The organism is Paenibacillus sp. IHB B 3415, from assembly GCF_000802655.2.
GTDB lineage: Bacteria > Bacillota > Bacilli > Paenibacillales > Paenibacillaceae > Paenibacillus_AQ > Paenibacillus_AQ phytohabitans.
In genome coordinates, this window is sequence record NZ_JUEI01000080.1 from 1 (window position 1) to 26,558 (window position 26,558).

General features: G+C 51.9%; 20 protein-coding genes, 1 tRNA gene and 2 riboswitches. Of the genes, 9 read left to right on the plus strand and 12 right to left on the minus strand.

The genetic code is table 11. The annotated features are described in order from the left end of the window. Positions 1-98: 98 nt before the first annotated feature. From QW71_RS29025 to QW71_RS29045, 6 genes are all read right to left on the minus strand, one after another. Entirely contained in the window at positions 99-1,325 is a 1,227-nt protein-coding gene (locus QW71_RS29025; RefSeq protein WP_039307607.1) for an IS4 family transposase, read from the minus strand. Between the two features lie 41 nt (positions 1,326-1,366). Further along, positions 1,367-2,128, minus strand: a complete 762-nt coding sequence (locus QW71_RS29030) for a transposase (RefSeq protein ID WP_039307608.1) — start codon at positions 2,126-2,128, stop codon at positions 1,367-1,369. Between the two features lie 275 nt (positions 2,129-2,403). Then, positions 2,404-2,979 carry a transposase gene (locus QW71_RS29035; protein WP_052770409.1) on the minus strand — a complete coding sequence of 192 codons (576 nt, stop codon included), beginning with the start codon at positions 2,977-2,979 and terminating at the stop codon, positions 2,404-2,406. A 7-nt stretch (positions 2,980-2,986) separates the two neighbouring features. After that, positions 2,987-3,586 carry a hypothetical protein gene (locus QW71_RS40665; RefSeq protein ID WP_052770412.1) on the minus strand — a complete coding sequence of 200 codons (600 nt, stop codon included), beginning with the start codon at positions 3,584-3,586 and terminating at the stop codon, positions 2,987-2,989. A gap of 321 nt (positions 3,587-3,907) precedes the next feature. Further along, positions 3,908-5,179, minus strand: coding sequence for an MFS transporter (locus QW71_RS29040; protein ID WP_039307611.1), 1,272 nt, complete (start codon positions 5,177-5,179; stop codon positions 3,908-3,910). A gap of 5 nt (positions 5,180-5,184) precedes the next feature. After that, positions 5,185-6,090: a helix-turn-helix transcriptional regulator gene (locus tag QW71_RS29045; protein ID WP_039307613.1), complete on the minus strand. Its 906-nt coding sequence runs from the start codon at positions 6,088-6,090 to the stop codon at positions 5,185-5,187. A 227-nt stretch (positions 6,091-6,317) separates the two neighbouring features. Here QW71_RS29045 and QW71_RS29050 point away from each other — a divergent pair, with 227 nt between their 5' ends. Further along, a complete protein-coding gene (locus QW71_RS29050) occupies positions 6,318-6,920 on the plus strand; it encodes an RNA polymerase sigma factor (RefSeq protein WP_235441585.1) in 603 nt (200 codons plus the stop codon). Continuing rightward, on the plus strand, positions 6,907-8,052 hold the full coding sequence (locus QW71_RS29055; protein WP_039307615.1) for a DUF4179 domain-containing protein: 1,146 nt from the start codon (positions 6,907-6,909) through the stop codon (positions 8,050-8,052). Before QW71_RS29050 ends, QW71_RS29055 begins: the two co-directional genes overlap by 14 nt. A gap of 84 nt (positions 8,053-8,136) precedes the next feature. On the opposite strand, the gene QW71_RS37415 is transcribed toward QW71_RS29055, so the two are convergent. Both QW71_RS37415 and serS read right to left on the minus strand, forming a co-directional pair. Continuing rightward, positions 8,137-13,551, minus strand: coding sequence for an S-layer homology domain-containing protein (locus QW71_RS37415; protein WP_047014042.1), 5,415 nt, complete (start codon positions 13,549-13,551; stop codon positions 8,137-8,139). 272 nt (positions 13,552-13,823) lie between these two features. Continuing rightward, positions 13,824-15,101, minus strand: a complete 1,278-nt coding sequence (gene serS / locus QW71_RS29065; RefSeq protein WP_039307617.1) for a serine--tRNA ligase — start codon at positions 15,099-15,101, stop codon at positions 13,824-13,826. Positions 15,102-15,508: 407 nt separating this feature from the next. On the opposite strand from serS, the gene ssuE reads away from it, so the two are divergent. After that, positions 15,509-16,063 (plus strand): NADPH-dependent FMN reductase, encoded by a 555-nt coding sequence (gene ssuE, locus QW71_RS29070; protein ID WP_039307619.1) that lies wholly within the window; start codon positions 15,509-15,511, stop codon positions 16,061-16,063. A gap of 128 nt (positions 16,064-16,191) precedes the next feature. Here ssuE and nrdG read toward each other — a convergent pair whose 3' ends face one another. After that, the gene (nrdG, locus tag QW71_RS29075) at positions 16,192-16,719 is read right to left on the minus strand and encodes an anaerobic ribonucleoside-triphosphate reductase activating protein (RefSeq protein WP_039307620.1); all 528 of its coding nucleotides are present in this window, start codon (positions 16,717-16,719) and stop codon (positions 16,192-16,194) included. Then, on the minus strand, positions 16,716-18,701 hold the full coding sequence (locus QW71_RS29080) for an anaerobic ribonucleoside triphosphate reductase (RefSeq protein ID WP_039307623.1): 1,986 nt from the start codon (positions 18,699-18,701) through the stop codon (positions 16,716-16,718). The genes nrdG and QW71_RS29080 overlap by 4 nt, the downstream gene beginning before the upstream one ends. A gap of 337 nt (positions 18,702-19,038) precedes the next feature. Next, positions 19,039-19,270, minus strand: a riboswitch (cobalamin riboswitch). Between the two features lie 341 nt (positions 19,271-19,611). Here QW71_RS29080 and QW71_RS29085 point away from each other — a divergent pair. From QW71_RS29085 to QW71_RS29095, 3 genes are all read left to right on the plus strand, one after another. Beyond that, positions 19,612-19,920 (plus strand): MTH1187 family thiamine-binding protein, encoded by a 309-nt coding sequence (locus QW71_RS29085; RefSeq protein WP_039307625.1) that lies wholly within the window; start codon positions 19,612-19,614, stop codon positions 19,918-19,920. 50 nt (positions 19,921-19,970) lie between these two features. Next, complete coding sequence (locus QW71_RS29090; protein WP_039307628.1) at positions 19,971-20,750, plus strand: sugar phosphate isomerase/epimerase; 780 nt, start codon at positions 19,971-19,973, stop codon at positions 20,748-20,750. Positions 20,751-20,833: 83 nt separating this feature from the next. Beyond that, positions 20,834-20,905 (plus strand) — tRNA-Thr (locus QW71_RS29095). Between the two features lie 64 nt (positions 20,906-20,969). Here the strand turns inward: QW71_RS29095 and QW71_RS29100 are convergent. Further along, entirely contained in the window at positions 20,970-21,902 is a 933-nt protein-coding gene (locus tag QW71_RS29100; RefSeq protein ID WP_039307630.1) for a zinc-binding dehydrogenase, read from the minus strand. A gap of 132 nt (positions 21,903-22,034) precedes the next feature. Between QW71_RS29100 and QW71_RS29105 the strand changes: the two genes are divergently transcribed. Together QW71_RS29105 and QW71_RS29110 are read left to right on the plus strand one after the other, a co-directional pair. Beyond that, entirely contained in the window at positions 22,035-22,913 is an 879-nt protein-coding gene (locus QW71_RS29105) for a hypothetical protein (protein ID WP_039307633.1), read from the plus strand. Positions 22,914-22,960: 47 nt separating this feature from the next. Beyond that, positions 22,961-23,383, plus strand: coding sequence for an ASCH domain-containing protein (locus QW71_RS29110; protein WP_039307636.1), 423 nt, complete (start codon positions 22,961-22,963; stop codon positions 23,381-23,383). 466 nt (positions 23,384-23,849) lie between these two features. On the opposite strand, the gene QW71_RS29115 is transcribed toward QW71_RS29110, so the two are convergent. Further along, complete coding sequence (locus QW71_RS29115; RefSeq protein ID WP_042133162.1) at positions 23,850-24,224, minus strand: hypothetical protein; 375 nt, start codon at positions 24,222-24,224, stop codon at positions 23,850-23,852. A gap of 834 nt (positions 24,225-25,058) precedes the next feature. Beyond that, positions 25,059-25,151, plus strand: a riboswitch (cyclic di-GMP riboswitch). A gap of 82 nt (positions 25,152-25,233) precedes the next feature. On the opposite strand from QW71_RS29115, the gene QW71_RS40160 reads away from it, so the two are divergent. Continuing rightward, a partial coding sequence (locus QW71_RS40160; protein WP_152679891.1) for a choice-of-anchor A family protein occupies positions 25,234-26,558 on the plus strand: 1,325 nt, incomplete at its 3' end.

Genomic DNA, 26,558 nt, shown 5'->3' on the forward strand with positions numbered 1-26,558 from the left:
GAGGGTGAACAGACTCGATTTTATCTAAAAAAGGCCGCACGAAATCTACACCAGCCACAGCACATTTTTTTAAAATGGATTTGGAATTGCTTATTCACTTAAAAAACAACGACTATTCGCTTGGCTTTGGGCACGAGTGGGTGTTTCCGGGGGCGACCGATCTTTGGCTTTTTTCGCCTGCCCTTACTCGTGCGGGTCTTTTTCCCCTCTAAGGCTTCCCGAAAGTCACAAGGTTCGGCATCGGCGTACAAGCGGAAGAGCTGTAAGACCCGCTGAATTGTTTGTTCGGGAGCCCCAATCACTCGTATCAATTCCATAAACGCATAAGCAATCAGGCTAAGCAGTACTTGACGCGTCACGCCTTCTGCTTGATTGGTGTACAAATGGGCCCCATTCATTCGGTGCTTAAAGGTCTTGAAAAACGTCTCTATTTGCCAGCGAAGCTTATAAATCTGTGCAAGTACTGGTGCCTCCACATCCCACCGGTTCGTGAGTACAACGCTGGTACACTCCTTTCCCTTCCGGTTCACATACGGATAGGTCACTCGCCGCATTCGATGGGGTTCTCCTTTCGAGCTTGGGACCAGCACCTCAGCGTCTTCCACAATCCCACACTCTGGAGGGAGTGGCCGCAGGCGCGTCACCGTCAGTCGGTTGTTCTGTTTTATCCGTACGGCAAACCGAATGCCCGCCTGGTCCCATTCACAAAACTGGTTGTATCCGGGATAGCCGCGATCCATGACATACGTAGGGTTCTCCCGATCGGGTTGAAGCAGCCGATCGAGCACTTCCGGATCGTGATCCGCGACGCCGGCAGTCGAGAACACCGCTCGTCCAGGGTGCGCATTCTGCTCATTGTAGACATGCAACCCAAGATGAAGCTTGACCTTAACCTGCCCCTTTTGGATAAACGCCCAGTGCTCCCCGTGAGCCGTAAGCGAAAGTTGAGTGGAGTCGATGACGGTTAACGCCCCGATGTCCGGAAAACGATCTTGCTTAAGCTGACACTGAATCAGCACCTCCATCAGGTCGGTATAGATATCTTGAAGGAGAAAAAGAGGGATGCGCTGAAGCCGTCGGTTGAGGGCCGAGTCACTAATGGAAGAGAAGCCCACGATCTGCTGTAACCATTTTGCTTTACGAAAGTAGGCAGAAAACTCAGACAAGGACGGTTGATTTTGGAGCAAGGCGAAAAGAAACAAGAAAAGGGTTCGGTACGTTGTTAATTTGGGGACGCGATGGTCGTGCACCGGATGCCTTTTGTCCACCGGAATCCAATTTAAAAGTTGACCAGCCACGGTCTTAAAATTTATAATTTGATTCAAGGTTCCTCCTATTTCATGTTGTGGCTGTGGTAACTACAACTTTAGGGGGAACCGATTTTTTTGTGAAGGGTTATTTTTCCATATCTACTCATGTCAGGTTTGGTGCAAGTGTACTGCGTCACCGTCAGTCGGTTGTTCTGTTTTATCCGTACGGCAAACCGAATGCCCGCCTGGTCCCATTCACAAAACTGGTTGTATCCGGGATAGCCGCGATCCATGACATACGTAGGGTTCTCCCGATCGGGTTGAAGCAGCCGATCGAGCACTTCCGGATCGTGATCCGCGACGCCGGCAGTCGAGAACACCGCTCGTCCAGGGTGCGCATTCTGCTCATTGTAGACATGCAACCCAAGATGAAGCTTGACCTTAACCTGCCCCTTTTGGATAAACGCCCAGTGCTCCCCGTGAGCCGTAAGCGAAAGTTGAGTGGAGTCGATGACGCGTAACGCCCCGATGTCCGGAAAACGATCTTGCTTAAGCTGACACTGAATCAGCACCTCCATCAGGTCGGTATAGATATCTTGAAGGAGAAAAAGAGGGATGCGCTGAAGCCGTCGGTTGAGGGCCGAGTCACTAATGGAAGAGAAGCCCACGATCTGCTGTAACCATTTTGCTTTACGAAAGTAGGCAGAAAACTCAGACAAGGACGGTTGATTTTGGAGCAAGGCGAAAAGAAACAAGAAAAGGGTTCGGTACGTTGTTAATTTGGGGACGCGATGGTCGTGCACCGGATGCCTTTTGTCCACCGGAATCCAATTTAAAAGTTGACCAGCCACGGTCTTAAAATTTATAATTTGATTCAAGGTTCCTCCTATTTCATGTTGTGGCTGTGGTAACTACAACTTTAGGGGGAACCGTTTTTATTGTGAAGGGTTATTTTTCCATATCTACTCATGTCAGGTTTGATGCAAGTGTACTGCTGCTGAGCTGCTTGAAAAAGGTGAAATGCTGCCTTTTGTACAACAATTCTGGTTTTGGGCCGATAGGAGGAGGAAATTGTTGTATTATGGAGTCAATTTCATAATTCAGTTGGCTGAATAGCAAGACTTGGCCAAAATCCAAGGTCGTTTTTTAAAAATTAGGCCACTTGCTGGGAGTTTCTCAACTGCTGGTTCAACTTGTCTAACGCAAATTTACTCAGATTGTAAGCTAGCGTACTGAGCTGGAAATCGACACTTGCCCGGACGCCGCGGTGACGTGTGCGTTTCATTCCAAAATACTCTTTGAGATAGGCAAAAACACGCTCCACTGCCGTACGCTTTTTGTAAAGCTCTGTAAAGCTTTCGCTCCCTCTTGCGGGATAGGTATGCTTACGTAAATCCGTTTGTATGCGGATTTTAAACACCTTTTGACAGCCGGAACCGGAAAGCGGACAGCCTTTGCACTCGCTCGGCTGGGTATACTTCAGCGTTTTGTACTTGGCATCAAAACTGTCGTAACGGTAGGCATGCCCTTGGGAGCATACCGGAGTGTAATCCAGGTTCATTCCCTCGGGCGGATCTTTGCGGTGAATCATGGGAATCGCCGGATAGGCGCCTAACGAATGAATCAACTGGTAGATGGCCGTGCAGTCGTACCCTTTGTCGCCCAAAATATGCTTTACCTTCAGCATAGGAAACTTCAGGAGCAGGCCTTTGAGAAGGATGACGGCCATGCGCTGGTCATTCGGATTCGCCGAACTCCAGAGGCCACTCCCGATCGGGTTGAAGCAGCCGATCGAGCACTTCCGGATCGTGATCCGCGACGCCGGCAGTCGAGAACACCGCTCGTCCAGGGTGCGCATTCTGCTCATTGTAGACATGCAACCCAAGATGAAGCTTGACCTTAACCTGCCCCTTTTGGATAAACGCCCAGTGCTCCCCGTGAGCCGTAAGCGAAAGTTGAGTGGAGTCGATGACGGTTAACGCCCCGATGTCCGGAAAACGATCTTGCTTAAGCTGACACTGAATCAGCACCTCCATCAGGTCGGTATAGATATCTTGAAGGAGAAAAAGAGGGATGCGCTGAAGCCGTCGGTTGAGGGCCGAGTCACTAATGGAAGAGAAGCCCACGATCTGCTGTAACCATTTTGCTTTACGAAAGTAGGCAGAAAACTCAGACAAGGACGGTTGATTTTGGAGCAAGGCGAAAAGAAACAAGAAAAGGGTTCGGTACGTTGTTAATTTGGGGACGCGATGGTCGTGCACCGGATGCCTTTTGTCCACCGGAATCCAATTTAAAAGTTGACCAGCCACGGTCTTAAAATTTATAATTTGATTCAAGGTTCCTCCTATTTCATGTTGTGGCTGTGGTAACTACAACTTTAGGGGGAACCGATTTTTTTGTGAAGGGTTATTTTTCCATATCTACTCATGTCAGGTTTGGTGCAAGTGTACTGCTGACCAGCACGAAACCGGCAAAAATCCTGCAAAAAGTACAACAATACGCCCCGGAAGGCCCCTTCTGTGCGAAAATTCTGCAGAAAGTACAACATTATACTTCTAGCCCACACGAAATTAAAGTGCCCGCCCGCCGGGAGTCCAAACATTTCACGCAGTTTCGATTCGCAGCCTAGCGCATAATATTAAAAAACAGAGTTCAATCTACACAGGCATATTGCCCGTTAGGGTAACTTCACTCTTCGGACGCGTGCTCTGTTCCAGCACGGATAAGTCCCCGTCCAGCGCCTTCAGTCCCGGCAAGAGCAGCGCCACTCCTGCATACAGGGCAGGAAGAATTCCTGCGGCCAGCAAAAGAGCAGGCACCCCATAGAGCTCAGCGACCGCTCCTCCTGCCAGGGCGCCGAGCGGCGACAGGCTCCCGCCAATCAGGAACCGGACCGAGTTCACCCGCCCCTGCAGATAGCCGGGAACCAGCCGTCCATGCAGGGAGGAGCTTAAGGAGCCGAAGAAAGGTCCCAGCAGTCCGGCGGCGAATACCGCAAATAGGGCAAAGAAATAGCTGGGGATGAACCCCCACACCATAGTGACGATACCCGATAAGCCCAGGCTGCCGAGCATCACGATGCGCCGCTTCGTGATCTCGCCCATAAGGGAGATCACGCCCAGCCCGGCTAAGTATCCGAGCGCAGAGGCAGTGGACAGCGAGCCCACTGCCGCCGCATCCCGGTGCAGCACCTCGCGGACATAAGGGACCATCATGGTCCACACGGCAATGGAGCTTAGATTGCTGACGGCGGCCATCATCATAATCGTCAGCATGGCGGGAAACTGCCGGTAGAACGAGAAGCCTTCGGCTACCTCCCGCAGATAGAGGGCTATCGAGAAGCTGCCGGCAGGGGCTGCTGCCGGCTTACCCATGCGGGGGAGCAACAGCAGAGTGGCTATCGCTGCCGTATAACAAACGGCATTGATGCCGAGCGCCGGCAAGGCCCCGCTGGCTGCGGTCAACACACCGGCGAGGGCCGGGCCGAGGAGTGCGGCGGCACCCTTGCAGCCGTCGATGATTGCAAAGGCGCGCATCAGCTTGCTGGTGCTTGCGATGCCGGGAATCACGGCCATTGCGGTTGGCATGAACAAGGCGGAGCAGGCTCCGCTGAGACTGGCGGCAGCGAACAAATGCCACAGCTGCAGGTGGCCGGCCAGCCCCATGCCCAGCGGCAGCAGGAGGGCCAGCAATCGCAGAGAGGCGAGGCAGGCCATGAACCGGACGCGGGGCAGCCGGTCGGACAAGGGTGAGCCGAGCAGGCGGAGCACCTGTTCCGGAATCATGGAGCTGAGGGCAAGTGCACCCATAGCCAGCTTGGAGCCAGTCAGCTCATAGACAAGCCATTCCATTGCCAGCAGTCCAAAGGCATCGCCGAAGGCACTCAAGGAAATCGTGGATAATAACCCGTAATAGCTGCGTTTCTGCATAGAACTCACCCCTCCAGATATTCCCCGATTCGTCCGGGCAGGCCATTCAGCGCCTCAAGGCGCAGGCTGTAGGACGTGTTTTTGCTGGTAGTATGAACAATGACCAGGCCCGCCGCCCGCAGTGCGATCAGATGGTAGTGGATCGTGCTTTTGGACAGGCCGACCTCCTTCACAATCTCAGTGAAATTCAGCTGCCTGCCGGTCAGCAGGCGGAGAATGTAGAGCCGCGTCTCATCCGACAGCGCCCGGGTAAGCCGCAGCAGAGCCGGTGCGGGCCGCCCATCTTCCGGAGGAAGAACATCGCAGGAGTAGCTGGTGAATACAAATTCATCAAAAAGCGTGGAAGTTACCAAAGGGCGGGCATGATATTGCGGGGTGATAATTACCTGCTTCAGGGTCTCCGAAGGGTATAGCCGCATACCTGCTGTAGCCGCTTCGTACACCTCCATATCATTCGTCCCGTTCAGCAGCGTCGCCCTTGCCGCAGCCTCCTGCTGCAGCCCTTCCATAATGGCCGGATCAATGCTGCTGAAATACCCTGTATCCCATGCTCTGATGACCTCAGCGGTAGAGCTTCGCAGCTCGGCCAGGTTGGAGGGGACAGTCTGCCCGAAGCGGCCGGCAATCTCATACAGCTCACCCGGGGAGAGGGCTTCGAACCAGCCCAGGAACTTCTTGACCGTGCGCTCTTCCGGACAGCTCCATATGTAAGGTGACAGACTGAAGTTATCGGTGAGCTTCATTACTTCTTTCATTTTCTGGAGCATTACGGGGGCGAACCGGGTCTGCACCTCGCGAATCCAGGAGATTCCAGCGTCCATAGCATTGTGGTTCTGCTTCCCGATAAAAGCATTTAAGCTGGAGATGCACTCATAGATTGGCGCGAAATCGACTGTTACCTTGTAATCCATAGGGGGTACCTGCTTTCTGGAGAAGTGATATTACGGCAGCGATATAATGAACAAATGACAACTATTTTTGATTTAGTTCTATAAACATAGAACATAATGTTAGTTTTATAATAAACGAACATATTCGTGTTTGCAAGGGCTGACTTCACGAGTCTCCAGGATTTTTTAGAGCGCGTGTCACAAAATCAGGATTTTGACAGTTATACAGGCAGAGAGGAGGGGGAGCTGTGGATGAAACGGAAATCTGCCGGACGAATAGAGACGCAGAACAGGAGCAGGCGGCAGAGCTGACCGTGGAGCAAAGGGTCGAGAAGGTTCAGCTGGGAGATATACAGGCCTTCACTTGGATCATCAGACATTTTCAGCGGCCGATTTACCTGTACTGCTATTTCCTGCTGGGTAACCGGGAAGAGGCGGAGGATGCGGCTCAGGAGATTTTTATCAGAGCCTTGGAGCGGGTGGGGCAGTACTCGGCAAAGGTCTCTTTCTCGGCCTGGCTGTACACCATTGCACGCAACCATTGCCTGGACCGGATTAAACAGAGGAACAAAGGCTTCAGGCTGCTCTCCATCTACAGGAGCCATCAGCAGCAGGCGGAGTGCGCCGAAGGTTCACGATATACGGAGGTTGTTCATGAACTGCTGGCGAAGCTGAGTATGGAAGAACGGCAAATTCTGCTGCTGAGGGCACTGGAGGAGCATAGCTTTGAGGAAATCGGAACGATTATGGACTTGAACCCCGGGGCGGTCCGCAAAAAATATGAACGGCTGCGCAAAAAACTCGGACGCCGTCAAAACAGTGGAGGGATGATCGCGCATGAACCACGCTAACAGGGAGGAAGAAGAACTGGAGCGGATCGGACGGATGGTCCGTGATACACCGGTCCAGGTAGATCTGGAGGAACACATAATGAACCGGTACAAGGACGGGCAGCAGCGGGGAACGAGGACAGAACCAGTCGGATTAAGCAGAAGACGAGGCAGTGTACTTCGAAGAGGTACAAGCATAGTGGCTGCGGTGCTGCTGCTGTTTCTGCTGATCACGGGGACAGAATTTATCTCCCCGACGCTGGCTGCGTCCATTAAGCAGATTCCGGGGATGGAGTCGATCTTCAGGCTGGCCGGGGATCTGGGGCTGCGGAATGCGGACCAGCAGGGGCTGGCGGCAGTACAGAAACCTGAGCTGAGCGATACCCATGACGGACTAACGCTTACTGTACCTGAAGTGATGTACGATGGAATTCGCGTATCGCTTGGGATCGAGCGCCAAACGGATGTGTTGGAGTTCCGGCAGGGGGATGTTAGTGATCTCATGACAGATATTAAGCTGTCGATCAACGGTGAGGATATCAATACCTATGGTCCGCTTGGCAGCAGCGGTGGCGGTTCCTTTGGCCCGTTCTCGCTTCGCGGGAAGGATGCGGATTCAAGGATCATCCAATTCACGGATTTGCAGAATCAGGGGGGGCGGGCTTTCCCGGATGATTTTGAGCTTACGCTTACCATAGACGTACTGGGGATACAGGAGCCTTTTGTAATTAAGCTGCCGGTGCAAAAGAAGACCTACCACAGCATCATTGCGGAGCCGTTAATCCGTCAGAGCTCCGGTATGATTTTCACGCTGGATACTGTTGAGCTTACTCCGATTACAACGAGGATCACCACCCGGCTTGAACGGCCTGCAGGTCAGCCTGTCAATCATAAGGATTTCTTGGGCTATGATCTTGTGGATGATCAGGGCCATGTATTGCGGGAGATCAACGGGTCTACCGGCTGGAATGCCACAGGAGGCAATGTGCTGATCGCTGCTGCTCTATTCGAACCGCTCCAGTATAAGACGGATCATATTACGGTAAAGCCCTTCCGGATATTGTCCATAGACCCGGAGGGGAACCAAGAGAAAGAGTATATCCCTGAATTTGAAGTGGTAGTACAGGTGCCGGTGCCATCGCTGGCGAAGTAATCATACCTGTATAGAAAAAGGCGGTACCCTCAGCGCATCATGCACCGCGGGTACCGCCTTTTCACTGTATAACTTTGAGCCTGGTCAGTTAATGAATTGAAGTGACTTCAAGGTCTTCTCCAGCATCGTAGCGGCTTCCGCACGGGTAGCCAGCTTCGCTGGAGCGAACGCGCCGTCAGGTGTCCCCTGAATGATGCCTTCGGCAGCTATTTCTGCTACTGCTGCTCTGGACCAGTCCGGGATGCCTGCAGCATCACTGAATTTAGCCAGCACTGCCGGATCGGCAGTCAGGGTTTTGCCAGTGTACTTGATGGCTTTGGACAGGACCGCAGCCATTTCCTGGCGGCTGATCGGATTGCCCGGCTTGAAGCTGCCATCCGTATATCCGGTAATCAGACCTGCTGCGGCTGCTGTCTGTACGGCATCAGCATACCATGCACCTGTACTGACATCACTGAAGGTGGCTCCTCCGCTTGCGGATGCGAGTCCGAGAGAGCGGGTAATCAGTGCCGCGAATTCTGCCCGCGTGATAGACAGCGATGGCGAGAACGCGGTACTGCTGGTGCCGGTAATAATCAGCTTGGAAGCCAGCAGCTCAATGGATGATTGCGCCCAGTGCCCTGTAGTATCACCGAAGGTCTTGGTAGACTTCACAACCGTATAGTAGCTGTTGCTGTTGCGTTTGATCGTCACCTCGGTATTTCCGCCTGAAATGCCGGCGAAGATGGAAGGTACGAAGGACAGCTTGCCGGTAGCCGGGTCATAGGATACGGCTGTTGCCCCTTGAGAACTCAACGTTCCCGTCGCAGTAATAGTCCGCTTCACGTAGGTGCTGCCGAAGCTGTTCAGCGGCACACTTTTATTGCCGGCCTCAGCGGTAACCGAGAATTCAATGACCGGTGCGGCCAGAGTGACGGAGCCAGCCTGTGCTGCGATAGCCTTATGCAGACTGTCGAGTGTGGCGGTATCCGCCTGGAGCAGAGAGACTGTAACCGTAAAGTCACTGGTACCAAGCTGGGCAGCCAGTGCCGTTCCGTTAATAAGGCTCAGCGGCAGCGAATAGGATGCTCCGCCGGTAGAGGTGAAAGTCAGCACTGTATTTGGTTTAGCAGCAGCCTGCTGAACCAGCACACTGCCCGGCAGTACAACTTGAGCACCGCCTGCTGAAGCCGTAAGCGGGATGATCAGCTCACTGGTGCCGGCAGGCAGGGCTGCGAGCTGTGCAGTCAGGTCAGCTGCGGTAATCGTTGTTACCTGCGGCGGCACTGCTGCTGTGGCAGTAGCTGTTGGACTAGGTGATGGTGTTGCAGTTGGTACTGTTGTTCCCGGACCTCCACCTGAACCTGAAGTCGGTGCCGGTGTTGGTGTAGGAGTCGGAGTCGGTGTTGCACCTTTCAGGTCTGTGATACGTCCTTCAATGCTGGAAGTCACCGGATTATGGCTCTTCAGGTAGGCTAACAGGACTTCAAAGTCTGGTAGACCCAGCTCATAATACCGTCCGTCTGCTTTGGCTGAAGCCAGCGCACGGTAGAAGTCGCCGCCTCCTGCCATGAAGGAGTTCGTGGACAGGATGTAGTAGGCTGCCGGATCAACCGGCAAGTAGGAACCGTCCGCCTGCTTGATATCAACGGAAACAATTCTTTCGCCAGCCTGAGTTACTTTGTTGGTTAATGAATCTACAATCTCCGGCTTTTTGGTCGAATCATAGGTGTATCTCATACCGGAGACGTGTGCGAACCGGCCCTGGTCGGAGCTGATTCCGCTGACCGCATTCTCCAGTGAGGAGATGATTTCAGCACCGGTTACTTTAAGTGCGGCAAGGCCGTTACCGAAAGGCAGTGTGGTCAGCACTTCGCCCATTGTAATGTCACCAACATTGATGGCCTCACGTATGCCGCCGCCGTTCTGGATAGCAACAACACCCTTGATGGAGGCGCGATCGCTGGCCGAAACGAAGCTCGGCAGGAGTTCTGTGACTTTCTCCGCGATGCTGTCGGCAATCATATTCCCGATTGGTGTTTCTTCACTGCGTACAACACGTGTCGATTTGCCATTGATCATGCGGTAAGTGTAGAGATCGACATTGGTGTAGCCTACAACCGTACTCCGGACAGTTGCCAATTCGGCATCGATTGGAGCAAGAAGTGCGCTGGCTGCAGCATCTGGGCCAAATAGGTTGACGTCCAGCAATTTGCCTTTGTAAGCCTTGATTTCACCATCCTTGTCAAAGGTCACGTCGAGCTCACCGAGGAACTGGCTGTATTCACCGGTCTGCACAATCAGCACATTCTTGCCGGTGCCCACATTGACGATCGGTGTTGGAGGATTATCCACCTTCGTATGCGAGTGTCCGCCGACGATAATGTCGATACCCGGAACGTCTTTGGCCAGTTCCTGATCTACGGTGTAACCCAGGTGGGTGACCGCGATAATCTTATTAATGCCCTGATCTTGCAGTGCTTTGACGGTCTTTTTCGCGCTTTCTATATGCTCTTTGAAAATAATTTTGTCCCCTGGTGAGGATAGACCAGTTGTGTCCTCAGTAGTCAGGCCGAAGATACCGATCTTTTCGCCGTAAACATCCTTGATGACCGATGGATAGATGTTTCCGTCCTTGGCCGTACTCTTGGCCTCATCGGTTTCAAGTATTCCGGTCATCTCATGATAGAGATCCGCAAGCTCACTGTTATTCGTGGTGAAGTCGATATTGGAGCTGGCAAACGGGAACTGGGCGGCCGTTACGAAATTCTTCAGTATTTCAGGATTTTTGTCGTTCATATCAAATTCATGGTTACCGAAGGTCATTACGTCATAGCCGATGTTATTCATAAACTTGATATCTGCCTGGCCCTTGAACTGATTGAAATATAAGGTTCCGGAGAAGACGTCTCCTGCATCCAGCAGTACAGTGTTGCCTGTCCGTTCGCTGCTGGTAGCTGAAGTGCGCTTCGCCACATTCTCTAAATGACCGTGAGTATCATTGGTATGCAGTACCCGCAGATTGAAATCCTCCGTAGCGAAGTCAATTTGTGCGAGCAGCGGATCATGGTCACTGATCCGGATATCGGCCGGGAATTCAGTGCCTGGAGGATAATCTCCTGGATCAGCAAAGTCCGAGTTGATATGCACGATGTCGAGTGTAGTGTCCGATGCCAGGCGATTGTTGACGAGGATATGATCCAGAGTCTGTGAATTGCCTTGGAATACGTAGGAATAACGTTCGTTCAGCGGCAGGGTATTTACGAGATTCGTAAGCGCGCTGCCTTTGAGAATGTTCAGCGTATTGGAGAACTGGAAGTCATTCAAATCGCCGAGAACGACGATATTGGCATCCGCATTCTCTTGAAGCACATCCTCAACGAAACCGTTGACGACCTTGGCGATCTTGGCCCGCTGGACTTCCGTTGTGAAGACTGGCGGCTGAACGGAGCCGAAGAGGTAATTGTCGCTGCTCTTGGAATTGAAATGGTTGGCGATCACGATCACATCGTTGCCTTCGAAAGTAAACTCGGCAGCCACCGGCTTACGCGAGTCAATGAAGGCTTCGTTCGTCGGATCGATGCGTCCGGGATTTACACTAAGACCGGAGGTCTTGCTGTAGGTGACGGATTCAGTGGCAGAACCGGGTGTGCCTGATTTCAGTGCAACGCGGTTCGTATCGTACAGGAAGCCTGAACGGATATTGCCTTCCGGAACGCCGCCGTCCTGATTGTTAACCGGAGCGATGTCGGTGTAGGCATAAGCCGATGCACCGCCGTCGATCGCTTCAATGGCAGCAATCAGTGCTTCGAAGCTCTCATTAGCTTCGGTAACACCAGTGCCCGTGCCGTTATTATCCTGGACCTCGGTCAGGCCGATAATGTCCGGTGTTTTGAGATTGTTCACGATATCCTTGGCTACATTTTCGATCTTCTTGGGATCGTTAAGTTTAGAGAAGTTCTCAATATTAAAGGAAGCGATGTTCAGCTTGCCTTCTGCATTTGAAGCGAGAGAAGTCACTTCCCTTTGCAGTTTGCTGGGTGAGACATCCGGCAATGTACCCGTTTCCGTGGAAATCAGGAATTTGCCGTAATCATAGTTCATAATACCGGTAATGTTGCTTGTGAACTGCTGGCCTGTGGTGAGCACCGGTGCAGATTTCACGGAGAGGATCAGGCGCTGCGGATTGAAGTCAGCACCAGTCAGCACCAAGCCGCCCGCGGCAGAGGTGACTTCAGTCGTGTTGGCTGTTCCGTTAACTGTAACCACAGGAATTTCGAACGTGCTGCTGGAAGCATAATAGACAGCAGGGCCCACAGTAGTTGGTTTGGTAAGCTCCAGACGCATGCCTTCCAGACTTTCGTAGAAGTCGATGGCATCCGTGGTCGGGTCGAATTTGGCGAACTTATCATCATCGATAACCGTAGTCGGTACCACTCGTCCGCCAGTGCCCAGAAGGGATGCTGCCGGAAGCACATTGCCGCTGCTGAGAATAGTAGTCTTGCTGGCGGCGATTTCGGTAGTCGTCAATTGTCCGGAGAAGCCGTATTCCTGGACTATGCCGTCTACTGTAACGGAGTCGCCTGCTTTAACAGTGCTGCTGCCTCCCTTTTGATAGATTAGGATCGCTTCCGAGGTGGAAACATCCGCATCCATATCGGCTGCAGCGGATTGAATATAGAAACTATCCGCATCCTTAATGTAAGTGACAATACCTTTGACATTACTAACGAGGCCGTCAAGGTAAGGGGATGTATGCCCTGCGCCTTGAATCTGGCTGATCTTCAGATTGTCCAGTACAGCAGATACAGTGTATTTAAAAGTTGCTGTTGGACCATTCTCTAAATCGGGTAATGAAGAGTAGGCTTTAATGGTGAGAGTATTATAGCTGGAACTTACAGGGATAGGCGCATCATATAATTTATTATCAATCTCTGCGATATTACTGTCGTTAGCATACACGCTGTAGTATACGCTTGCCGTTACTGAAGTACTTAATGTAATAGCAGAGCCTATGCCTATCTTGGAGCCGGAGGCAGGAGAGGCAGTAACAGGCGGAGCCTGGTTCTCACTGTAGAGGGTAACACTGGAAGTGTTTCTAACTCCGGGAACGTTGAAGTAAGTGTCTCTTGTTCCTGTAACCACAATCTGCCTTCCAATCAGCGAAGGATTCGATTTCAAACCGAATTCTGACCGGATGTAGGCAGGTGTATTCGGGAGCTGGACCGGCATGATTTTGGAACTATCCGTTTCTCCCGGCTGATCTGCTATAGCCAAATTTGTGTCAGCGGCAAGGTCCGTAGATGAATATGAAGGACCGTTTGAGGTATACCCTACTACATAACCTGTGACTACGATAGCTTCGCTAGGTGACTTTGCAATAGCAGCTGTTACAGTTAATGGAGCATCTGCGGAAGCCATACCGGAACCTAACGATAATCCCGGGAATATCCCGGTCAAGAGCAGTGCAACCGCTAGGATTAGACTAAGCGGCCTCCTGCATTGTGAAGAAAGTTTCATGTAAGTATACCTCCCAGTAAAATATCATTTCCACTTAAATATAATAGAGATAATAGGTTTCCAAAGCAATTTTTCGTCAAAATTTGTTAATAGTGCATAAATTAATAGGAAGAATTCCTAAAATATTTTAATATTTAAGGAAAATTATGAGGAATACAGCTGAATTTCCTGAAAACTATGTAAACTTAATGTTAATACAATGTAAAGTATGAAAGATAATAGAAACGGCCTCGCTGCCCATTGAAGGACGGCAAAGCCGTTTCCACTTGTTTCTATAACATCAGCTTATCCTTGCCGCCCATATAAGGCCGCAGTGCCTGCGGAATATAGACCGATCCATCTTCCTGCTGATGATTCTCCAGCAATGGAATCAGAATGCGCGGCGTAGCTACCGCCGTGTTGTTCAGGGTATGGCAGTACTGCAGCCGCCCGTCTTCATCGCGGTAGCGGATACCTGAGCGGCGGGCTTGGAAGTCGAGCAGATTCGAGGCCGAGTGGGTCTCACCGAAGGCTTCCCTGCTGGGCATCCAGGTCTCAATGTCATATTGCTTATGTGTCTTCATCGCCATGTCGCCGCTGCAGACGGCCACTACCCGGTAAGGCAGCTCCAGCAGCTGGAGAATATGCTCGGCATTGCCGAGAATCTCCTGCAGCATCTGCTCCGACTCTCCGGGATCGTTCCGGCACATTACCACCTGTTCGATCTTCGAGAACTGGTGCACACGGTACAGCCCGCGTACATCGCGGCCTGCTGAGCCTACCTCACGGCGGAAGCAGGCCGACATACCGGCCAGCCGCAGCGGCTGCTCAAGCTCAAGCGTCTCATCGCTGTAGAGCGAGACCAGCGAAACCTCCGAGGTGCCGGCCAGCCAGCGCTTTTCTCCCGTCAGCTCATAGGTCTGATCCATGCCGCCGGGGAAGAACCCGGTCCGCTCCAAGGCCTCCGGCCGGACGATTACCGGCACATCCATCACGGTGAAGCCACGCTGCATCAGCACATCCAGCGCCAGCCGCTGTACGGCCAGATGCAGGAGCAGTCCGGCCCCCTTCAGCACATAGCTGCGGGGTCCGCCGGCTTTGACGCCGCGCGGGATGTCTAGGATGCCGTGCAGCTCTCCGAGCTCGACATGGTCACGTGCGCTGAAGCCGAACGCCGGCGGCGCGCCATGCCGTCGCAGCTCTACATTCGCGCTGTCATCCGGCCCGATCGGCGTATCGGCCGATATGGGGTTCGGCGCGAGCAGCAACAGCTCGCCGCAGCGGCGCTCCGCCTCCAACAACTCCGCCTCCAGCGTGGTCAGCTGGGCGTTGATCTCCCGCACCTGCTCTTTCGCTTGTTCTCCGCCTGCAGCGTCGCCCTGGCGCAGCAGGCGCTCAACCTCTTTGGTCAGCGCGTTCCGGTCCGCCCGGCGCTGCTCGGTTTCCCGGCGGGCTACCCGCCGCCGGTCATCCCATTCCAGCAGTTCCGCAAGCGGGAACGCTATCTTTTTCCACTCCGCCGTCTTCCGTACAATGTCCTCATTCTCCCTGATCCAGTTCATGTCCAGCATGCCGCATCCGCTCCTTTTGTGTTAAAAAAATGCAAAAAACGCCCTCATCCATGGGACGAGGAGCGTCAGCTCGCGGTGCCACCCAGGTTGACCTTATTTCCGGTAAAATAGCTGTAAAGCGCGGAATAAGGCCCTCTTTGGTCTTCGCGGTAACGGGCGAAACCCGGTAAACTTAGGGAACAGGAAGGTGCTCCGGTCGCAGACGCCTCGCGGTTGGATGCCGGTCATTGGCCTGGTCGGGATATAGGTTTGCCGTTTATTATAACCAGAGAAGAGCCGGGTTGCAAGTGCAAATGAGGTTTGACAATATTCCTTGTACTCTGCTAGGATTATTACTAATTTAAAGTATTTGTGTCCGGCACAGCAGCCCGGCATATCTTATAAAAGCGGACGGAAGAGGTGCGGAAGTGGCCAAAATAGTGGTAATAAACGGTACGCCATCCCTGGTATCCCGAATCAATGCGGTGATTGAATATGCGGAGGGGGATCTGCGGGAACGCGGGTTTGAAGTGGAACGGATTAATGTAGCGGAGCTTCCGGCGGAGGATCTGATTCATACCAGGTTTGAGAGCGAAGCCATCGTCAAAGCGAATGGCCTGGTGGCTGAAGCTGATGCGGTGATCGTCGTCAGTCCGGTGTACAAAGCTTCCTATACGGGAGTGCTGAAGACCTTCCTGGACCTGGTTCCGCAAAAAGGGCTGGCCGGCAAAATCGTGCTGCCGCTCTTCATGGGCGGCAGCCTGGCCCATCTGCTCGCGATCGACTATGCGCTGAAGCCGGTGCTGTCTGTGCTGGGCGCCCGGCACATTCTTGGCGGAGTCTACGCGGTAGACTCGCAGGCTGTGCGCAACGACCAGGGTGTCGTTGAGCTGGCCGAGGAACTGAAGCTGCGGCTGAACAGCGTGCTGGAAGAGCTGGCGGACGAGACAGCACATAAGGCGGCGCGTAAAGCGGAGCTCTAAGCGGCTATATCATGGTCAGGGCAGCGTCAAGATATATCCTGCCGAGAAATATAAAAGGGTACTAAACCACCGGAATGCGGTAGTTTAGTACCCTTTTTAAATATACGAAAGTATATGTCCTGGGGAGCTTATACCCTTTGAAAGCTTAGCGCAGGCTCCCAAAGTATAACCGTATCTCCGGCAAGACTTGCCGGAATATCAATAATCCGCTGGTTGCTGCTTCCCCGGTAGGAGAGGGTCAGGTCTTTGAGTTCCTCTACAAACCGTCCGTCGATCACCACCTGGCATAAGGCCAGCAGCTTCCATTCCGCAGAACCGGGGGAAGCCGTCAGCTCCTCGTACGTATAACCGGTATAGATCCAGACCGGGAAGCCCGGCAGCTCGGCGCGGAGCTCATGGATGAAGTCAGCCGCTCCCTCTGCCGAGAAAAAAGGGTCCCCGCCTGCCAGAGTCAAGCCGTCCAGCAGCGGATTATCTGCTATCTCGGTGATAATCTCGCGCCTGCGCTCCGGAGTGAAGACCTCTCCATAATTGAAGTTCCAGGTCTTCGGGTTGAAGCATCCGGGGCAGCGGTGGCGGCATCCGCTGAAGAAGAGGACCGCCCGCAATCCCTCTCCTTCATTGATCGACTCCGGATAATATCCGCAGATGTTCATAGATGCTTAACGCGGTCACGTACTTCGGCTTGCTTGGCGGCATTGAAGCGGGTCTGATAGTCGCCGGTCAGATATCCGGTTACCCGGCGCAGCCGGCGGATATGCGTTGTATCTTCATGAGCGCCGCAGGATGGGCAATTCGTGCCGATCACACCTTCGTGGCCGCAGCCGGAGCAGCGGTCAATCGGGTGGTTAATGCTGAAATAGCTGATGTCCTGCTCCAGCGCGTATTTGATGATTTTGACGAATGCTGCAGGGTTGCTGCGGGCGTTGCCGTTCAGCTCTACATAAGAGATCGCTCCGGCGTTGCAATATTCATGGAATGGAGCTTCCAGGCTGATCTTCTTGGCTGCGCTCAGGTCGTAATAGACCGGAATGTGGAATGAATTCGTATAGTATTCCCGGTCCGTTACACCCGGGATGGAACCGAGAACCTTGCGGTCTATCTTGGTGAACTTGCCGGAGAGACCTTCGGCAGGCGTGGCGAATAGAGTAATGTTCAGATCCAGCTCTTCGCTCTTGCGGTCGCAGTATTCACGCATGTGGCGGACAATAGCCACTGCCTTGGCATGGACCTCCATATCTTCGCCATGGTGTTTGCCGTACATAGCCTTCATGCACTCGGCCATACCGATGAAACCAAGGGACAGGCTGCCGTGCTTCAGCAGTTCACCTACGCTGTCTTCCGGTGCAAGCTGCTCGCCGCCTTCCCAGACGCCTTCACGCATCATGAAATCGGAGGCTTTGGCTTTCTGGGAAGCCTGAATGCGGAACCGGTGCAGCAGGCCGTCCAGTGCAACGTCCATATAATGATTAAGATCTTCGAAGAAGCCTTCCTCGTCAGCGGCAAGGCGGCGGCCGGTTACTGTGCCGTAAGCCAGTCCTAGGCGTACAAGGTTAAGCGTATTGAATGAAAGGTTGCCTTTACCAGAGCAGTGATTGCGTCCGAAGCGGTCGCCCAGAACACGTGTCCGGCAGCCCATCGTAGCAAATTCAGTATCCGGATCGGTTGGATCGTAGTACTGCATATTCAGCGGAGCATCCAGATTGGCGAAGTTCGGATACAGTCGGCGTGCAGAGCACTCTGCCGCTTTCACGAACAGCTCATAGTTAGGATCACCAGGCTGCTGGTTGACACCCTGTTTGCATTTGAAGATCTGAATCGGGAACACCGGTGTTTCTCCGCTGCCAAGTCCGTTCATCGTAGCAGTTAAGAGGGAGCTAATCACCAGCTGGCCCTCCGGAGAGGTGCAGGTTCCGTAGTTGATACTGGTAAAAGGAATCTGGCCGCCTGAGCGGCTGGACATGGTATTCAGGTTATGTACCATGCTCTCCGCAGCCTGAAGTGTTTCAATTTCTGTCTCTTTCAGGGCGAAACGGAAGGCGCGCGGATACTTCTCTTCCAGATCGCTGCGGGTCATAGTGACCTCGCCGAGCGCTTCGCCGGCTGTACCTTCCTCGAAATATTCCATTCCTTTGCGGAACAGCTTAGCGAAGGATTTAGTGACATAAGGCGCGAGATCGTAATCCAGCTTGTTGGCGGATACGCCGCCGTACTGGGCATTCTGCTGGGACTGGAAAATAATCGCCACCAGCGACATAGCCGTCATAATCGAATTCGGAGGGCGGACGCTGCCGTTGCCGGTATTGAAGCCTTCGCGGAGCAGACGTTCAAACGGGATGAAGATGCAGTTGGTTGTTCCAATGGCATATTGATCCAGGTCGTGTACATATACAACATTATCTTCAATAGCCTGCACGAGCTGTGGCGGCATCGTGAAATTGCGTGCGTACCACTTGGAATATTCACTGCCGAATTTGCTCATCTTGCCGGAGAAGCTCTCCCCGTTCAAGTTGGCGTTCTCGCGCAGCAGATCCAAATCCCGGCTGTCGATAATATCCCGTCCCAAATGAATAACTTCTTCCAAAAGAACTTCCTGTGCAGCTTGTCCTTCGTTATATCGTTTCTCCAGCAGCGTCATTGTATAGCTCTCTCCTCTCGGTATCGTAAGCGTGAAGCGTGTGCTCCATGACATCAGTAAAAAGGCATCTCCAGCCGGGAGGCGGGAAATGCCCGAATGCGTATTGCAAATATCCGAAACAGCGGAAATTTGCCGGTGGTCTATGTGGAAAATACGAACGGGTACAGGGCTTGTCCTGTTCTGGAACCTGTTCTTGTACCTTCCGCAGAAGCCGATACCTTAGGACGATACTCTATCGTCCTCAGGTATCGGCAGCCTCTGGCCCGATTAACGGAAAGGCTAACTCTGCTCGTGCAGGCCGCATGCGGGCACCTCGCCTGTTCCTCGCAGGAGTCTAACCGGTGCCACAGAAACAGGCAGGTCTCCTGGCTTCCGGTATGCCCTCCGGCGCCTTCCCGAGGGGCCTCGCAGCCCCTTAGTGGCTTATTGTCGGAGGATGCTGCTCCAGCGGCGTCTGGCGGCTGGAACATCCGGTTACAGTGGCGGGACCGCAGCGGATTTGCACCGTGTTTCCCTATTAAGCTTCAACCCTAGCAAGAGGGCGAAACACCTGTTTCTACTATATTTTGTTGTTGTTAAATAAAAGTAACTCAATATATTGTGTTTGTAAACATTTTTTTGCGAATCCGCGCGGGGAGCGGGTTCCGCAGGTTTACTCACAGATGATCCACAGTTAGTCCACAGGTAATCCACAACTTTCCTGTGGATATGGCCTTAAATGAGTCATAAATTGTCCCAAAAGATGCCACAAAGACTCCATAAATAGAGTGCGTCTAATCCTGGTAATTTTACGAGGGAGATAGTAATAGAGAGGGGGCGTCTATGGGTATTTGTGGGAGGGGCACTGAAGGGTTACAATTAAGGAGTAAGGATAGAGCAGACTCATCAAACTTGCAGGAGGGATTTCACAATGGCGATTGGCGAAGTGACCGTTATTCCGATTGGCACTGGCAGTACCAGTCTCAGCAGCTATGTGGCCGATATGCAGCGTGTGCTGCAGACCGTGGAGGGGATTACCTATGAGCTTACTTCGATGGGGACTATTATTGAAGGACCGGTTGCACGGATTCTTGCTGCGGTAGAAGCGCTGCATGAGTCGCCGTTTACGTCAGGAACACAGCGGGTTTCCACCTCGCTTAAGATTGATGACCGTCGTGACAAGCCTTCTACGAGCCGCAGTAAGCTGGAATCCGTGGAACGCAAGCTGCAAGGAGAGTAAGGAACACCTGTAGTTGTAATCAGATTCAACCTATAAGGAGCGGATCTTTCATGGCCAAAGCCTCACAGCAGGTCGGGATTCAAATGTACACACTGCGTGACCAGACAGAGCGCGATTTCCTGGGTACACTGGGCAAAGTTGCGGAGATGGGATATCAGGCGGTGGAATTTGCCGGTTATTTCGGCGTGTCTGCAGGAGAACTGCGCCGTACATTGGACCGGTTGGGTCTTGCTGCGCCTTCGGCGCATGTGGGCCTGGATTTCAGCAGTCTGGATAACATGGAACGGGCGTTAGCCAAAGAAATTGAATATGCGAAGGAACTTGGTTTACAATATATGATCACCCCTTCGGCACCGCTTCCGCAGAACCCCTCGATGGAAGATGTGACGGCGGTGATTCCCTTCCTGGAGAAGGCCTCCGCGATGGTCCGTGCAGCAGGCCTGCAGTACGGGTATCACAACCATGATTATGAATTTGCGGAGGTAGACGGCAAAGCAGTCATCGATATATGGCTGGGGCAGATTCCTGCGGACCATATGTTTGCAGAGTTCGATCTGGGCTGGGTACACAGGGGCGGAGCACGTCCCATTGACTATGTCTCCCGTTATGCCGGCCGTGTTCCGCTGGTTCACATTAAGGATTTCGGGGCAAATAATGAAGAGACTGATCTCGGGAAAGGGCAGGTTGATTTCCAGAGTGTCTTTGAGGCGGCAGAGAAGAGCGGGATTCTGTACTATATAGTAGAGCAAGAGGCTTACGCCGTGTCTTCGCTGGAGAGTGCTAAGGAGGCACTGGAATATTTCCGCGGGCTGGGGCTTATGCAGGGATAGGAAGAGGTAATAGTCAAAAAGGGTTGCGTTTTCTGCTGAAAGAGTTATAATATTTTTTGTTTGGCAGGCGGGCAATCCTTTAAGCTGGTGTAGCTCAGGGGTAGAGCAACGCACTCGTAATGCGTAGGCCGGGGGTTCAATTCCCTTCACCAGCATTCTTAGAATTAATATGCAGCGCGGCCTCCGGGAGTTTCGGAGGCCGCGCTTTTTATATATCAGCTAATCGATTAACAGCACGGCCTTACCGGAATATCTGCGTTCCAGCAGCGCCTCGGATACCTCCGCTATCTTCTCCCATGACGCTTCCACTTCAATGAGGGGTGTTAATTGGCCTGTTGAGAGGAGGCTGGCCAGCAGTTTGAGATCGTCGGCTACGGAGTAACGGCTGACTTCTTCTCCAAGAAAGAAGCTGTACAAGGTTCTGCCGCCTAAGCCTCTGATATCAAGTGTGGAATAAGGAGAGGCTGAATGTCCCATCGAGACTAGGGTCCCTCCCGGTTCCAGCTGAGGCATCAAAGCAGCCAGTGTATCACCGCCCACTGAATCCACGATTAGATGATAAGGACCGAAAGGAATTGCCTGAGATATCGCAGCTTCTCCAACCACGACCTCATTAGCGCCGGCTTCCCGGGCAACCTGGGCTTTTTCCTTTGTTCTTGCTACACCTACTGTAAATGCCCCGGACTGTGCGGCTAACTGATGAGCCATGATTCCCACGCCTCCAGTGGAGCCGGTGATCAATATTTTCTTGCCGAGCAGCATTCCGCCCTTTCTAAGGGTGTAAAGTGCGGACAGGCCTGCTACAGGCAAAATGGCGGCTTGGGCGAAGGTTATGTTATCCGGTATCTCTGCCAGGAACGAAGCGGGTGCAGCCACCCGCTCTGCCCATGCCCCCATCGGGAGAAGCCCGGTGACACGGCTTCCTTCTCTGGGTCCGGTGCCATTCCGGGCTTGCTGGACAACAGTTCCGGCAAAATCCCAGCCCGGCCGGAATCCCTCAGCCTCCTTCCTTGCATCAACAACTTCACCCCGGTTAAGGGAGAAAGCATGCACTCTAACGATTGCCTCCCCGGGCTGGGCCTCCGGTGCGGCGACTTCCTTGACGGTCAAATATCCATGAGCCGGTGAGTCTGTAACAATTGCACGATTCATAGGATCTCCTCCATAAATATAATTAGAAGCGTAATGGAAATTGCGCCCTGTTTTCATAGTGGAGTATACTGTAGGAATTGGCTTGTACCAAGAGTAGAATTACACCTCAATATGGTAAAGGCGGTGAGCCTGATGACTATACGTAAGGATAGGGACGTTCAGGATGAGACGTTGAAGGGGGTAATCGCTGAAATTGAGAATCTTCGCGTAACACGTCAACTGGATTATGCTAATCAACCCCATCCGTTGTTGAAACGGTTTACTCAGCAGGAGCTTAACGATATGGCTTGCCCTACGTATAAAAACCTATTAATGGGACGCTCACACCGTATGCCGGATCGCCGGATGATTATCTGTATTGCTGAATATCTGGAGTGTACAGCCGTTGAACGGAATGCTCTGCTGCTGGCTGCCGGTTATCTCCCGGTCTATCCGGCTCTTGAAGGAGCAGCTATGGAGCAGGCGCTGGAAGAAGTGAGGCAGATCCTGAGCAGCCTGCCGCTGCCGGCAATGATTGTGAACCACATGTTAAATATCAAGGCGGTGAATGAACGGTTTAGCCGGTTATTTGAGTTGCCTGCACATCAAGCTTTCTATAAAGACTTGAATATGGCAGATCTTCACTTCAATACGGATTATCCTGTGCGCTCCCGCTCGACCTTCAATGCCGCATCCTTTGAATTATGGGAATCTCATGCAGTGGAGGGTATACATGCTTACCAAAAATTACACACCGGCTCCAGACAGGAGCCATGGTATACGCATAGCCTCGAAAGACTCCGGCAATACAGTGATTTCAATAAGTACTGGAATAAGCGGCCTGACAACACAGGTAACGAGTATGGTCAGCACAAAATGATCTTAGCCAGAATGGGTGCCTCAGATAAGTTGGTTCCTATCCGGTACAAGCAAATTCATATTTCCGCGGGCCATCATCTATATCCAAGAATTGAGGCCTACTTACCGGTCGATGAAGCTGCTCATACAGTTTTTGAACAACTGGGAAGCTGAGTGTAAACTGGACATTATGTGTTTTCTGGAATGGAGGCAAGCCTTGTATGAAGTGTCTGACGATTCGCCAGCCTTGGGCCACCTTAATTGCGCTGGGTGAAAAACAGATCGAGACCCGTTCCTGGCCGACGTCTTACCGGGGGGATTTAGCCATCCATGCCGGTATGCAGGTAGATAAGGCCATATGCAAGACGGAGCCGTATCAATCAGTGCTTGCCCGGCACGGCTACACCGCGGATAATCTGCCCTCCGGAGTAATCCTTGCGACCAGCCGGCTGGCCGGTTGCTGTGGGGTTACGCCTCAGCAGGCGCAGCAGAGCTGGCCGGGCGGGAATGAATATGTGTTCGGCGATTATGCAGAAGGCCGGTATGCCTGGAAGCTGGAGGGGGTAGTTGCGCTGGCTCATCCTATACCTGCCAAGGGGCGCTTAGGTTTCTGGGAATATCCCGTTCTTGAGCAGGAGTGGTGAATCCGTTTGTGGCCAAATAAATAAAAATTTCATGCAGATCAGCTGTCAGCGGGTATGATAGGGATATTCAGCGGGTAATCTTCTTATATATATGGAAAGCGGGCTCTGCGGCGGTATGCTGCAGGAGCCAGGGCAGAATTGCCGGGAAGGAGCGTATGCATAAGAGATGGGCAGCCTTCTTATCGCATGGCTTTGTATGCTTTGTTTGTTTATTGTGTTTAAGGATCAGGTAAGCCGGAAGATCCTGTATCCCGTAGCGGCTGTGGTTATCTGCGGCACGCTTGGGTATTGGACGATTTTAATGTAATCTTTATCTGGGTATCAGCTTATTTTCAGGTAAGGGATGTATATTGGGGTTACCAAACATCCCCCGGTGTAATATGGTACCCTGAGGTCTTGCCGATCATGGCGGGCCTCTTTTTTATGAGGGGAGAAACGTTGAGAATTAACATCGCCAGAATGCTGTTCATCTCAAGGCGGTTGAATCCGGAGTGCCAAGACCCAGATATCTGCGCATGCGGATAGTAGACTGGGCGGTAATGACATCATCCAGCAGCAGCATCCGTTCATGATAACCCCTGCAGACAAATTTGGCTTCAATGCCAACTTCCAGCTGCTGCTGTGCATAGACCTTCAGACCACGGGCTCTCATCTCGGTGCGGACATTCCGCAGGTCGGCTATGGCTGCGCCCGCCGCTGTCCGGACAACCTCCAGGTAAGGAGCGGGTGTACGCAGCTCTGCAGATAGGATGGAAGCATCGCGTTCAAAGGCGGATAAAATGAGCGGCAGCAAGATATACGATTTCACCAGCATATTGTCCTGGCTCTCTGCTCTGTGCACCAATTTCATCTCCTCAAATGAGAACGTATATTCGTAATTTAACCCGAAGTTCAAAAAAAATCAATGGTATTTAAAAAAAGAGGGCTATTAATGTGACATAATTCACAATAAAATAAGAAGAATTATTTTATATTAAAATTGAAATATTAAAGATTAAAAATAAAAAATAAAAAATAAATCAGATTAAAAGGAGAATGGCAATGAGTCATGAAGGAAATCTCCGCCGCGGTTTATTATTCGGGTTATTCCTTAGCGTTCCGCTCTGGGTATCAATGATTGGCTGGATTCAGCTGCTCTAAAAATGAATTCCTGCGTGTGCAGATTTTCAGCCCTCTACGCAAACTCCCTAGAAATGTCGATTAAAGACTGCTGTGAAAATATATGAATCTAATTGGGCTTGTACTATATAAGAGCTCACTGGTATGTCTGGAAACGGGTGGTGTCCTTAAAGGGGATGGCACCCGTTTCTTCAGGTTCACCATGGTGAGGTTTGCTTAAGCGGAGATGAGGTGGGGGAAGGGAGAAGGAGTAGGACTAAAATACTAAATTTTAATATTTAAAATTGCAAGATAATTGTTCTGTGAAAAGGAAAAAGTAGTGCGGCGAATTATCGGAATTATCGACCTTTTTCGTTAGGAAGGTATGTTTTTAACTTGTATAAATCCTTATAAATAAAGGTTTTTTGATTTTTTTCATTAAAAAAATAGCTGTGAAATGAATTGGAAATATATTGACAATATGCCAAGTGGCATCTAAACTGAAGTTAGTTCTAAAGTAACAAATATCACAGATCTCAGTTGGGTATTACATAAGCTTTTCCAATTTCATATCAATCATGTACAAACGCAAACCGTTTCGAAAGAGCGGGACGCAAAGTCAGGAATCTGATGCCCCTTAAGTCCGGGCTATGGTCGTCCGGCCGCCGTGAAGCTAACCCTTCGTGGCGGTCTTTTTTTTGTTATAGTTTTGCGGCGATTTCATAGAATAGTTGAATAGGAGGTGTAGATTATTGAGAAAAAGAATGCGAAAAGCGGCCGCCTTTATTCTGGCGGGCGTACTGACCGTAAGTAGCGCCTTCACTTGGGGGACGGAGGTAAGGGCAACATCTGGTGTACCTTATAATCCAACGCCGGTCTTGGGGATTGCCGGGAATTTTAATGCTTTTATCTTTGACGATTTCACGCAAGGCAATGATCAAATTGAAGGCCGTCTTGCAGCGGGGGGGAATATTACTCTCTCTGGAGGTTACGGGGTAGCCAGGGCATACAGGAATTCTTCAGCTACCGACGTACTCGTTGCCGGCAAGAAGTTTAAACATTCGGGCAGCGGTGAAATCTACGGAAACGTTGTGTATGGGGACACCATTGAAGCCAATGAGCCTAGTGTGAACATTATAGGCGCGAAGAAGCAGGGAAGCCCGATTGATTTCCCGGCTGAGAAGCAGTATCTGATCTCGCGTTCTGCAGCATACGGGGCATTGTCCGCTACGAAAGAAATTGGTAATAATAACTATGGAACACTTACAATAAGTGCGCCGGATCTTTTTAACGTAGTTCATCTGGATGCTGCAACGCTGGCGAATACAAACAATATTCAATTCAACATTGCCCAGAATGCCACATTAATTATTAACATAAGTGGAGCTACGGTCAATGTACCAAGTTTCGCAATGAATAACGGTAAAGCAAGTCAAGTGTTGTTCAATTTCTACGAAGCGACCAAGGTGAATATTGCGTATACCACCTTTTTGGGGACGATACTGGCGCCTAAGGCGGATGTCAATTATTCCGGTGCAGAGCTTTACGGAACGCTAATTGCCAAGTCTTTTAGCGGCGGAGTAGAAATGCACCTCGGAACATACCAGGGAGATGGACCGCCGCCAAGTCCGTCGCCGACCGCAACACCCACACCCAGCCCATCGCCAACACCAACCGCAACACCAAGCCCGACACCAACAGTGAAACCGACTGCAACACCAACGCCGACGGCGACGGTGAAACCAACTCCAACACCGACAGTGAAACCGACACCGACGGTCAAACCGACCGCAACACCAACGCCGACAGCAACGGTAAAACCGACACCGACGGTAAAACCAACGCCAACACCTAAGTGCACTCCGACGCCAACACCGACAGTGAAACCAACACCGACAGTGAAACCGACACCAACACCAACGGTAAAGCCGACGCCGACAGTGAAGCCGACACCGACACCAACGGTAAAGCCAACGCCGACAGTGAAGCCGACGCCGACGCCTAAGTGCACTCCGACGCCGACACCGACAGTGAAACCAACGCCGACCGTGAAGCCGACACCGACCGTGAAGCCGAC